The organism is Pedobacter chitinilyticus (assembly GCF_003313385.1).
Taxonomy (GTDB): Bacteria; Bacteroidota; Bacteroidia; order Sphingobacteriales; family Sphingobacteriaceae; genus Pedobacter; species Pedobacter chitinilyticus.
Window position 1 is genome coordinate 288,652 of the sequence record NZ_QMHN01000006.1, and the last position, 12,589, is coordinate 301,240.

Sequence of the window (12,589 nt, forward strand, 5' to 3'; positions counted from 1 at the left end):
ACACAAGGAGTACCTGTTACGATGATTCGGAAGAGTTAGAGAAAGTTTCAATACGAAAACCACCCACAGTAAGAATGATAAAAGCAGTACCTGTCCTCTCTCCTTTCAAAGGAGAGAGCTAGAGAGAGGTTCAACACATAAAAATATCAAAACCCTTTCTCGCTATGCGGTTCTCTCCATTTAAGGGCAAGAATAGCAGAGATTAAAGTAACGGGGGAAATATTTAACCAGTGATCAATTGAAATCGCAGTTCAGGTACTCGCTCCTAAAAAAGAAGTACCTGTTACGATGATTCGGAAGAGTTAGAGAAAGTTTCAATATGAAAACTACCCTCAGTAAGAATGATAAAAGCAATACCTGTCCTCTCTCCTTTCAAAGGAGAGAGCTAGAGAGAGGTTCAACACCTAAAAACATCAAACCCTCTCTCCGCTTTGTAGGTTCTCTAAAATGGAGAGAGAGAAGTGCTTAAGAAAGTTCACACTAACATCATGTCCGCAAACCTCGTAGGTTTTAAAAACCTACGAGGTTTAAATACCAATGAACAAGCGAACTAATGAACCAATGAACTATTTTAGCTCAACCTATTTACAGTGCAAAATTATAGCCTACCCTAATGCCCACAAACTTGATATCATAGATATCATCGCTTACATCAGAACTTTGGTATTTTACCCCCAATTCAATTTGATTGATCATATAACCTGCACCAACGGCCCAACCAAAAGCGGTTTGACTACCGCTGGCCTTTACACCTGATGCGCTTTTTCCAGAAGCCCTATTGATCGAGATCCCTGCTTGAGTATCTAAAATGACTTTACCAAACAAATAACGATAACCTGTATAAATAGGAATGGCCGAATAAGATCCGCTTGCGCCGTCAGGAAGGTCTTTCAAACCAAAACGGTTATAACCTGCCTCTAAAGTAACCTGATGTGGACTGCTTTTGCCGCCAACGCCATATATGCCCTTTAAACTGCCACCAAAACCTGTATTAACAATATCATTTAGTTTTTCGGTTGGGAAAGCTACACGAGCACCTACCTGAATAGCATTTGTTCCCTTTTGGGCACTAGCTGCCGAAAAGATAAAAACCGAAGCAGAAAGAAGTAAGAGTTTTTTAATCATCTGATGTTAATTTTTGTATAAGGATTTATGTTAAGTTTTATTTTTCTCGTGGTTGGCCGTATGCACAAATACCTCTTGTTTTGGATACGGAATTTGAATGTCATTTTTAAGGAATAACTGATTAATGGCTACAATCACATCGCTTTTAATCTCGGCAAGCTGTTTCGTTTGTCGGCTCCAATAAAACACCTGCATTTGCAAAGCTTCTGGACTAATATCTTTAAAGAACACCGTAGGCTCTGGATGCTTCATGATCCGTTCGTCGGCCAGCAGCAATGCTAAAATGTCTTGCTGCACTTTTTGAAGGTTAGCACCATGGGCAATATGGATAATCACCGACGCTCGTCGTTTACTGCCACCACTTGACCAATTGATCAAATGCGAATTCAGTAAATCGCCGTTAGGCATCACAATCTCCGCACCGTCAAAAGTGGTTATAATGCTACTGCGGAAACCTATAGATTTTACCGTGCCGCTTTTGCCAGCCACTTCTACTTCATCTTCCAAGTTCAGCGGCTTTTCAAAAGCAATCACCAATCCGCTAACCAGGTTATTCACTAACGATTGTAAACCAAAACCAATACCCACACCCAAAGCACCCAACACAATCGCAATTTTATCAATAGGGATACCTACCGCAGCAAATGCCAAAAACAAGCCTAAAAGGATAATGGTAATTCGAATTAACAAAATCCAGCTGCCAATTCCCTTTTTGCCATCTTGCTTAGAAAAAGTACGTTTATCTACCGCAAAAAACGAGACTACTTTAGAAATCACCACTGATGCAGATACCACAAAGAAGAATAAAATCAGGTTACTGATGCTGAAAGTATAACTTCCTATGGCACGCTGGTCGAAAAAGAAATTGCGTACAGGCTCAACAATAAAAGCATAAGCTGGGAAATTCCGTCCAAACAAAATCAACCAACCAATAACCAATAGCACATAAAGCAACATGGGTGCTTTTTGCCCTACCCTATCAAAATTCATGAAAAACAGGCTTTTGTCTTGCCGTGCATACAGGTTAAATGCTAATTGTAAACCTTGGTTAATCAGTCTTACCGTCCACAAAAACATAATGGCAATGATGACATTTACATAACCTGCAACCAACAAGGCCTTGGCCAAGTTATAACTACCTATCAGGTTAAATAGCAAGGCAAAAAACTCCAGCGCCACCATCAATCCAATGGCATAAACAATGAGGCGCTCCCTCAATTCATCACGTTTTCCTTTTTTAAAAATCAAATAGCCCAATACCAAACCTGCACTTGATAAAAAGAGCATATACCACCTTTCGATACCCGAAGCTTGAAGAATGAGGTTATCAATGGCTGATAGTATAAACAACGACAACATGCCCAACCAAGCGTACATCCAAAACTTGGTGATGTAGCCCCTCATCAACAGTGTAAGTGCTAATCCAGCAACAAGCCAAAAAAACAAACTAAAGATAAAAGGCGGTGAATTAAACAGGAACTGCGCTAAATTTGCAATGATGAAAATAGCCGAAAGCAGCGGATGCCTGATGATCAAATGATCTTTGCCTATGGCTTGGCCATTAGCTTCTTTACGGTAAGCATTTTTAAGCGACAATATAAAAGAATAGCACACCAGTAGGAGCAATAAAACGCAAGCCAAAATACCCACGTTACTAATGCTAAAGAAGCGTAAAATCAATTGACCTTTTTGTACGGAGTAGTTAATAATCTGCCCAAATGGCCTAAATACTTCTGAGGATTGCCAAATGTAACTCAATTCAGGATGGAACAGTTGATCTGCCATTTGTTGCTGAAAATGCGTCACTTCATCAAGATGACTTTCCAAACTATAGGTTTGTAAGTTCGCTTGATTTTGTAAAGATTGAGTTTGCACAATCGAACGATCAATCATGCTATCAATAGGCGCTACTTCTTGTGCCAATACCACTAAAGCCTGTATGTACTTGGATAGTTTTACCGAATCTTTAGAGAAGCTGAACAGCTCTTTGGTTTTGGAAAGGGAATCAATTTGATATTTAAACTGCGAAAGCCGCTTTTTGTGATTATCTAATTTGGTTTTCTGCAAGTTACATCGTTCCAACAATGCATTAAGCAACTTTTGGGTTGATACCAGATTTCGATAAGTCCTTGGTGTTTCTCTATTTGCGAAAACTCCATCGCCTGCTAAACTGGCATGCTTTGCAATTAAAGAAAGTTCCTTTTTAGCCGCTAGGGTATCTAAACCAGTACGAAGATAAAGTTTAGCTTTTTGGATGTTTTTCTTTATCTCTACCAATGTCGCTTCCTGCACCTGCTCGGCCCTATCCGCCTCAAAATCTGCAGCACTACTCATGGCAGACGACTTTGCAAAATCCTGCATTTTGTCCACAAAACTTTTAGCATTCGCAGTGTCTTTTTGATTTGATTGATTGACTTGGCCATAAGACAAGCTAAACATCCCAACTAAAAGAAGCAACAAGTTGATGATACGGGACAGTTGAGGCTGCATATATGAAATCAAATAAATGGAGTAGCCGTTGCGCTAATCAATGCCATGAAATTAAAAAAATATTCCCTAAATGAGTAATTTTAGCTGCTAAAAAGGTAAATTTATACCATACAAAAATAATCAACTCATGGGCAGACCTCTCTTATTCCTGGTAGCACTGTTGCTCTCTATCAGCACTTTTGCGCAAACATCCAACAACGAAAAAGCCGACATTATCCTGAAAGTGAATGGCGACGAAATGAAAGGTAAAATCACTAAAATTACCGATACTGACCTCACTTTTATTTACAGTGGCGAAACTTTAGAATACACGATTAAGAAATCGGATATTTTGAAAATCACCCATTCAAGTGGCAGGGTAGAAACCATTAACCAACCGCCTTTGCCTTCTGACATTCGCAAAAACGACCAAATAGTAATGAAAGGCACTCCCGCCGACCATCATAATCGCATTGCTGTACTTCCTTTTCACTACTTGATCGAAAATCAACCTGGTGCCGATGAAATAGGTTTAAGTGCCCAACAAGACACCTACTCGTTTTTATCGCAACACTCGGCAGGCTATACCTTAATTGATCCCAGAACCACCAATGCTTTGTTGGCCAAAGGAGGCGTAACCAAGGAAAACATTACTGGCTTTACCATGAACGAGTTATGCAATATACTTGGTGTGGAATACATTATTGATGGCACCGTTAAACAAAACAAAGCCTCGCAAACCAGTTACACCAGTGATAACTCAAACACCAACGTAAAAAGAAACGCAAATGACAAAGTAACCAAGGTAAACTCTTACGGTTCTACTTTTTCAAATGCCGAACAACGTTACGACGTTTCGGTGAGCTTGAACATTTATAATGATAACAATGCCAATATTTATAATCAAAGCCATAAAGCTTTTTTCTCCAACACAGACGGAGGTTTTGGCAGTCCATTACAATACCTTTTAAAACGTTGCCCTTTATACCGTAAATAATTTTAAAGCTTATAAGATGAAAAAACTGTTTATTTCTTTGCTGATGACCTCCATAGGCTTCGTGGCCTTTGCCCAAAAGAGCCTGGTGTTGCAAACACTAAAAAAATACCATGTGAGCGAAGACGTGCTGAAACCTAATTTGAAAGACAATTTAGAAAAGTACGCTCATGAAGTAGAAAGAACGGTAAGCTTTAACGATAAGGATAAAGTTTATATTTCCAGTTTCGACCCCAATAAGCAAGACACACCACAATGGACGTTGGTTTCGGTAAATGGTAAAAAACCTTCAAAGGGCGAGCAAAAAGCTTTTGACAAGGAACACAATCAAAAAACTGATTTTAAGGTAGACGACAACTCTTACAAAATAGCTAAAGATGATGGCAACACCTTAGAAATCACTTATCAATACGACCCAAGTACCATAGATAGCGAACACGGATTTTTTAAAGATTGCCTATTTACATTACACATTAATGCCAAAACGGGCAGGTTGGAGAAAATAACCGAAGTAAATTTGAAAGACTTAAGGATTAAAATCCTCAAGGCAACCAAGCTGACTACCGAAGTAACTTATCAATACATCGAAAAAGATAAAATTTATGTTCCTGTGAACGATCGCGTAGAAGTAGTGATTAAAATGTTGGGCAACGAAATGCCAATGATCACCACCGACAAATACACTTTGAAACCCTAGGTTGTACATTGATGTCCGTGATTTAACACTTACATCGCAATGACGGGCGATACCACTACATTTCGAACATAAAAAGGCGGCTGGATGACCAACCGCCTTTTTTATGTTCAAATCCTACTAAGCTTAGGTTTTACTTAACAAACGAGATTCATGATATAGATAGTTAAACCTGGCAATATGCAATACTGAAATCCCTTGCGGACACTCCACTTCACAAGCTTCGGTGTTAGAGCAATGTCCAAAACCTTCTGCATCCATTTGTTGTACCATGGCATCCACTCTTTTAGCTGTTTCCAGCTTACCTTGTGGCAATATAGCCAAATGAACTACTTTGGCCGCGGTAAATAAGGCTGCACTGGAATTTTTACAGGTGGCCACACAAGCACCACAACCAATGCATGCCGCCGCATCAAAAGCTGCTTCGGCCGTTTCATGAGCAATGGGAATGCTATTGGCTTCAGGGGCCTGTCCCGTGGAAGCAGATATGAATCCACCCGCCTGTATAATTCTATCAAAACTGCCTCGATCTATTTTCAAATCCCTTAAAACGGTGAAAGCACTTGACCTAAAAGGCTCTACATAAATGGTTTCCCCGTCTTTAAAACTGCGCATATGCAACTGACAGGTGGTGGTATTGGCCAAAGGCCCATGGGCACGACCATTGATCATCATGCCACATTGCCCACAAATACCTTCTCTGCAATCATGATCAAATTCAATGGTTCTTTCCCCTTTTTCAATCAACAGCTGGTTCAACATATCCATCATCTCTAAAAAAGACATGTGCGTAGTGACCCCATCCAATTGATAATCAACAAGCCTGCCCTTTTCCGAAGCATTTTCTTGTCGCCATATTTTCAAGTTCAACTTCATGGTTTCCTTTATTTATAGCTCCTAACGGTTAAACTCACCCTTTCAAAAGTCAATGGTTCTTTATGCAACACATGTTGCTCATTTTCGCCCTTCCATTCCCAAGCAGAAACGTAGGCATAATGTTCATCATCACGTACCGCCTCTCCATCAGCCGTTTGGTATTCTTCCCTAAAATGCGCCCCACATGATTCTTCTCTCTGTAAAGCATCCAAACACATCAGCTCACCAAGTTCCAAATAATCGGCCACCCTTCCCGCTTTTTCCAATTCGCTGTTCAAATGCTCGTCGCCAGTAAGTTTTAAATCGGTGTAGAATTTATTTCTGAGTGCCTTAATCTCCTCAATGGCTTGTTGCAAACCTTCCTTACTTCTCGAGAGGCCACATTTATCGTAAAGCAATTTGCCCAATGTTTTATGGAAATAATCGACCGAAAGACTGCCCTTAATCTCCATTAACTGCTGAAGCTTCGCCTTTACTTGTGCCTCTGCCTCATCAAACGCAGGATGCGAAGTTTTCACACGTTCTGCTTTTAATTCATCAGCCAAATAATTTGGGATGGTATAAGGAGCAATAAAATAACCATCTACACAGGCTTGCAAGAGCGAATTGGCACCCAGTCGGTTTGCTCCGTGATCTGAAAAATTAGCTTCACCCAAAGCAAATAAACCTGGAATAGAAGTCATTAACTGATAATCCACCCACAATCCGCCCATGGTAAAGTGAGCTGCTGGAGAAATTAACATGGGCTGCTCATAAGCATTGATCCCCGTGATTTTCTCGTACATGGTAAAAAGGTTACTGTACTTTTCTTTGATTTTCGCTTTCCCTTGTGCTTTAATGGCCCTTGAAAAATCCAGATAAACGGCATTCTTCATCGGACCAACCCCAAAGCCTGCGTCAATGCGCTCCTTAGCCGCACGTGAGGAAATATCCCGTGGAGAAAGGTTTCCAAACGCTGGATACCGTCGTTCCAAATAGTAATCTCTTTCTTCTTCTGGAATAAGCCCAGCCTCTCGCTGCTCCCCCTCCTTGAGCGGCACCCAAATCCTACCATCGTTACGTAGCGATTCGGACATGAGTGTTAGCTTAGATTGCTGCTCGCCCGATTGCGGTAAAGAAGTGGGATGAAACTGGATCCAGCTTACGCCCGACATTAATGCCCCTTTTTGATGTGCCCGCCAAATGGCCGAGCCATTACAGCCCATGGCCAAGGTAGAGAGATAATAGATTTTACCATAGCCACCAGTAGCCAATACCACCGCATCGGCAGCATGACGTTCTATTTCCCCTGTCACTAAATCTCTGGTGATAATTCCTTTGGCTTTTCCATCTATCAAAACCAAATCCAGCATTTCATGTCGGGTATAGGTTTTTACCTTCCCCAAACTTTCTTGTCGCATTAAAGCCTGATAAGCGCCCAGCAGCAATTGTTGTCCCGTTTGTCCACGGGCATAAAAAGTTCTGGAAACCTGCACTCCGCCAAAAGATCTGTTATTTAAATAGCCGCCATATTCCCTGGCAAAAGGTACGCCTTGCGCTACCGACTGATCAATAAGTGCTAAAGAACATTCGGCTAAACGATACACATTGGCTTCACGGGAGCGGAAATCGCCGCCTTTAATCGTATCATAAAACATCCGATAAACACTATCGCCATCGTTCTTGTAATTTTTGGCAGCGTTTACCCCTCCTTGTGCCGCTACCGAATGGGCTCTTCTGGCACTATCCTGAAAGCAAAAGGATTTAATCCGATAACCTTGTTCGGCCAATGAAGCTGTACAAGAAGCCCCAGCTAAGCCAGTGCCTACCACAATCAATTCCATTTTTTGCCTATTGGCGGGATTCACCAATTTGGCTTTTTCCTTAAAATTGGACCATTTATCTTCTAAAGCTCCTTCTGGAATATTTGCATTTAAAGCGTTCATATCAGTGGCTTAAATAAACATAAATTGGCATGGCCATAAACCCTAGCGTAATGGCCAGTGTATAAACCCATGCTACCCATTTGGCCAACTTCACATATTTGGGATGATATAGCCCCAAAGTTCTGATGGCACTAAAAAAACCGTGCAATAGGTGAAATCCTAAGGCTAGCAAACCCACCTCATACAACATTACATACCACAGTTCCTGATAGGCACTTACCACAATGGTGTATAAATCCTTTTGTCCATGCGCATCCAAGGGCAATTCCGTAAACTTATATTGATACCAAAAATCTTTCAGGTGAACAATTAGAAACAAGAAAATGATGGTGCCCAACACGCCCATATTACGACTATACCAAGGGCTTACGGCACCACGTTGGTCATAAGCATATTTTACCCCATTGGCTTTCTGTTTTTTGAGCGAAAGGATAATGGCATAAACCACATGCGCTATAATGGATAGATAGAGCACATAGGAAATGATTTTGATGATGAGGTTATTGGACAGTAATTGCGAGTACCAATTGAACTGGATCCTAGCTTCTTCGGCAGGAAGAAAAAGCTGCAGATTGCCCAGCACATGAATCACCAAAAACACGCACAAAAAAAGTCCTGTTAAGGCCATCCAAAGTTTATAGCCCTGCGTTGTTGCTCCTTTAGTTTTTACCATAACCCAATTACTTTCCACCAAAGGCCGCCAATGACAAACCAAATTAAAAGAAACAGCACACTAATGAAAAAACCATGCTTCCACCAATCTTTCATATCCACATAGGTACTGCCAAAGAAAATAGGTGCTGGCCCATGACCATAATGCGTTAAAGAGCCCATTAAGGTAGCACAAGCACCCAAGAAAATAGCCAGCATAGTACCTGGCACCCCTACCGAAATACCCACGGCCAAAAACACCGAATACATGGCGGCAGCTTGTGCCGTTGCACTGGCAAAAAGGTAATGGCAATAAGAATATACCAAAATGATAATCGGAAAGGCCAATTGCCAACTAAAGGTGCTCATTTTAGCACCTACCAAATTACCAAACCAACCGATAAAACCAAGGGAATTTAAATAGGAACCCATCATCACCAGCGAAGAGAACCAAACAATGGTGTCCCATGCGCCCTTTTCCGATTTGACATCATCCCAAGTCAATACCCCACAAAGCAGCAGGATAGACAACCCGATTAAAGCGCCAGTAGTGGCATCTACCGCAATCAGGTTTCCAAATATCCATAATACTAAAAGAATGATAAAGGTGGCCACCATTAACCATTCTTGTCTGGTTACGGGCCCCATTTCTTTGAGCTTTTCAGCGGCTAAACGTGGGGCATCGGGTGTCTTTTTTAATTCGGGTGCATAAAATTTGTAAAGGAAAAGCGGTGCCAATATAAAACAGGCCAAGCCAGGAATTACTGCTGCCATGAACCAACTGCCCCACGTGATGGTAATGCCCAAATCTTTGGCAAATTTTTGTGCCATGGGATTACTGGCTGTAGCCGTTAAAAACATGACCGAGGTAATCATATTGGCATTATAGCTGCTCAAGGTTAAAAAGGAACCTATCTTACGATGGCTCTCTACATTTTCTGGCGTAGACCCCATGTTGACCGCAATGGATTTCATGATCGGAAAAATAACCCCTCCAGCCCTAGCCGTGTTACTGGGAATGGCGGGAGCAAGAATCAAATCGGCAGTATTGAGGCCAAAAGCCAGCCCCAGCGAACTTTTACCAAACATGCGGATAAAGTTATAGGCCAACCTGGTTCCCAATCCTGTTTTAATAAATCCCCTGGCAATAAAGAAAGCCAATCCAATTAACCAAATGGTTGAGTTTCCGAAACCACTTAGAGCATTTTTGATGGATTGCGTAGGATCTCCAGGTGCTAGTACTTGGGTAGCGGCACAAACGGTCATCCCAATCATGGCCATAGAACCCATAGGCGCCGCTTTAAGAATGATCCCGATAATGGTGGCCGCAAAAATAGCCAGCAAATGCCAAGCATTTGGCTTTACGCCTTCTGGAACGGGAATAAACCAGATAATGAGACCAATAACAACGGTAATGGCCAGTGATTTTAGGTTAACTTCTTTCATAAACGAGGGTTTAAAAACGGACCTGCAATTGCAAGTAATAAAGATGACTATCGTAAGTGGTGCTCAGCGGAACATTGCGATCATACAAATTGAGGGATACCCCCGTTTGAATGGCCGCGTAAAAATCGTCGGCAAATACCAGTGAGATATTTGGAACAATATTCCTTCTCACGTTTTTGTCTAGCTTATAATTCAAATCCAAGTACTCATACCTCGAGGAGAACTCAATTCCTCGCAAACGAGGCAAATTGCAATTGTAACGCAGGATGGGGAATACATAAAAACCGTGCATGCGCACTTTAGAAAGACTTGGTGCATTGGTGGTGAAGGTATTGAACAATGACAGGTTACTTCCATTTTTATACTCACCACTCAGGGAGAATTGCCACCTGTTTCCAAGCTTATGCGTGGTCACTACGTCAGCGCCCCAAGCATCACCTTGGCCATTGCCCATACTTCCAACTGCGGCATTCACCCCCACAATAAGCTTCTTCGCTACTTCGGCCTCAATACGCCCGTAAAAATTCTTAGCGTCATCGTTGTCGCTAGATTCGTTTCTATTATTTCCGTTGTAAACCCCTAAATAATACCTGATGGGCATTTGCCCTGTGGAAGTGACATCGCCAAACAGCGATAAGCCTATTTGAAAACTTTGCCATCCACTGGCTCCAAAAGCATAATATTGGTTAGAATAGTCGAAAGTTCTGATGACATCTACTGGAAGCGCATCCTCTATCCCAAAGAAAGGTCTGAATTGTCCAGCCTGCACTTGAAAATGCTTGCTAAGGGTATATTTTACGTAGGCATTTTCCAAAACTTTATTGGCTGGATTGGAACTAAATTCCGCAAAGTTGAACATGATATTTGCGGCGAAGTGGTCGTTCACATTACCCTTCACCTGAAGTCTGACCCTTTTTAGCAAAAAGGCATTGGTATTTTTACTGGTGGATGCGTCATTAAAATGCTTACCATTAATATCTACCTTATCAGAAAGAGAAGCCAGAAATCTGGTCTGCAACAAACCCGCAAAACCAATAGAACGTTTGTAAGTAGAATAGTTGGTGATGGTATCTCTATCGATGCCAGCAATATCCGTTTGCTGAGCAATAGCTGACAGGGAGAAAATGAGTAAAAATGAAAACAATAGACATTTTTTCTTCATCATGAGCGTATTTGAATTTGTTAATCCAACAAGCCTTAAATGCAAGATTTCACTAAGTTATTCGAGGCCTGTCATCCAAGATAACAATAAAATACCACTTCTAAAAGGAATATGTTATGATTAACAAAATGATCATACGCAATTCATCAAATCAATTAACGGGCTTATTGGATGGTTACGGTTTGGTTCAGCGTCAACGCCAAATGAAGACTTTCTTTTTTAAAAGAACCCTATCTGTAATTTGCTTCTATTTTACCTGCACAGTATCTAGTTTGGCGGTAGTTTGATGATAGTTTCCAGCAATACTGGCTCCGCCTGAGCAATAAAAATATAGCGCCCCTGCATCTTTTTCAGTTTTTGGACGGATAGATAAATTCCCATCTTTAAATTCAAACACCGCAATACCGTTAGACAAATGGGCTTCAAAAACACCAGCACCAATTTCCATAGCCTCTGTATCTAAAGTGCAGGTAGGCTTTTTTAAATCTGCTCTAGACCTAATTTTAATTCTGATATTATTTTGATCTGTTGATTCGACAGTCACAGCAACCCAATCATACCCCTTGCTACGCTGCTCATAATCAGCGCTCACATAGTTACCTGCAGGCTCTAACGCTTTAACTGTCGACTTCTGCTCAATTGAAATACTGTCCTTCTCTAAAGTTTTATGAGATGGTGCAGATCCGCACGCCATTAAGGTTGACACCAAAACGAAACTCAATTTGTTAATTTTTGCGTATAGCATATCCAATAATTTTAGATTGACTAAGAATAATAAATTTAGGCCTTTTATCTCTGTTTCTCCACCATAAAACCCAATTTTCAATAGCTACCCAAAGAAGCTACCAAGGCAACGCAAAAGTTTTAACAATGGTGAACGCCAAATATTGCCACCTTACGGGTACGATATTTATCAAGGAAAATAAATGAGGTGGGCTAGCCCACCATATAATTCACCTCAAAACCTCGATAGCTTAACATCTCGGCGGTATGCGTAACCACTAGTTTTAGCTGAAAACGTTCTATTAACGCTTTGGCTTCCTGCATGCCCCTGTGCAAATCTATAATTCCCCTAATTTCTACCCCATTTTTGATCAACTTAAATTTTCTTGGATCAAACTTGTCAATAAACTTCTGTAAATCTGCGTTTTGGTTAAGCACGGTTATTTCCATATTTATTTATCGTTTTTTTATGGCCACAAAACAAGGTAATGTGGATTAATGCAATGTTCATTTATTGTTATCAT

General features: G+C 41.0%; 11 protein-coding genes. 2 read left to right on the forward strand and 9 right to left on the reverse strand.

All coding sequences use genetic code 11. From position 1 onward, the window contains the following. Positions 1-585: 585 nt before the first annotated feature. Both DUT70_RS18195 and DUT70_RS18200 read right to left on the reverse strand, forming a co-directional pair. A complete protein-coding gene (locus DUT70_RS18195; protein WP_113648788.1) occupies positions 586-1,125 on the reverse strand; it encodes an outer membrane beta-barrel protein in 540 nt (179 codons plus the stop codon). Between the two features lie 30 nt (positions 1,126-1,155). After that, on the reverse strand, positions 1,156-3,615 hold the full coding sequence (locus tag DUT70_RS18200; RefSeq protein ID WP_113648789.1) for a mechanosensitive ion channel family protein: 2,460 nt from the start codon (positions 3,613-3,615) through the stop codon (positions 1,156-1,158). A gap of 127 nt (positions 3,616-3,742) precedes the next feature. Here DUT70_RS18200 and DUT70_RS18205 point away from each other — a divergent pair, with 127 nt between their 5' ends. Then, positions 3,743-4,591, forward strand: a complete 849-nt coding sequence (locus DUT70_RS18205) for a hypothetical protein (protein ID WP_113648790.1) — start codon at positions 3,743-3,745, stop codon at positions 4,589-4,591. A 16-nt stretch (positions 4,592-4,607) separates the two neighbouring features. Further along, a complete protein-coding gene (locus DUT70_RS18210) occupies positions 4,608-5,285 on the forward strand; it encodes a hypothetical protein (RefSeq protein ID WP_113648791.1) in 678 nt (225 codons plus the stop codon). A 123-nt stretch (positions 5,286-5,408) separates the two neighbouring features. On the opposite strand, the gene DUT70_RS18215 is transcribed toward DUT70_RS18210, so the two are convergent. The 7 genes from DUT70_RS18215 to DUT70_RS18245 form a co-directional block, all read right to left on the reverse strand. After that, on the reverse strand, positions 5,409-6,158 hold the full coding sequence (locus DUT70_RS18215) for a succinate dehydrogenase/fumarate reductase iron-sulfur subunit (protein WP_113648792.1): 750 nt from the start codon (positions 6,156-6,158) through the stop codon (positions 5,409-5,411). An 8-nt stretch (positions 6,159-6,166) separates the two neighbouring features. Beyond that, positions 6,167-8,083 carry a fumarate reductase/succinate dehydrogenase flavoprotein subunit gene (locus DUT70_RS18220; protein ID WP_113648793.1) on the reverse strand — a complete coding sequence of 639 codons (1,917 nt, stop codon included), beginning with the start codon at positions 8,081-8,083 and terminating at the stop codon, positions 6,167-6,169. A gap of 1 nt (position 8,084) precedes the next feature. Further along, the gene (locus DUT70_RS18225) at positions 8,085-8,756 is read right to left on the reverse strand and encodes a succinate dehydrogenase cytochrome b subunit (protein WP_205529835.1); all 672 of its coding nucleotides are present in this window, start codon (positions 8,754-8,756) and stop codon (positions 8,085-8,087) included. Continuing rightward, positions 8,750-10,180: an anion permease gene (locus DUT70_RS18230; RefSeq protein ID WP_113648794.1), complete on the reverse strand. Its 1,431-nt coding sequence runs from the start codon at positions 10,178-10,180 to the stop codon at positions 8,750-8,752. Before DUT70_RS18230 ends, DUT70_RS18225 begins: the two co-directional genes overlap by 7 nt. A gap of 10 nt (positions 10,181-10,190) precedes the next feature. After that, the gene (locus DUT70_RS18235; RefSeq protein ID WP_113648795.1) at positions 10,191-11,345 is read right to left on the reverse strand and encodes a porin; all 1,155 of its coding nucleotides are present in this window, start codon (positions 11,343-11,345) and stop codon (positions 10,191-10,193) included. A gap of 244 nt (positions 11,346-11,589) precedes the next feature. After that, on the reverse strand, positions 11,590-12,087 hold the full coding sequence (locus tag DUT70_RS18240) for a hypothetical protein (protein ID WP_128353393.1): 498 nt from the start codon (positions 12,085-12,087) through the stop codon (positions 11,590-11,592). A gap of 191 nt (positions 12,088-12,278) precedes the next feature. Next, positions 12,279-12,515, reverse strand: a complete 237-nt coding sequence (locus DUT70_RS18245) for a hypothetical protein (protein WP_113648797.1) — start codon at positions 12,513-12,515, stop codon at positions 12,279-12,281. Positions 12,516-12,589 lie beyond the last annotated feature (74 nt).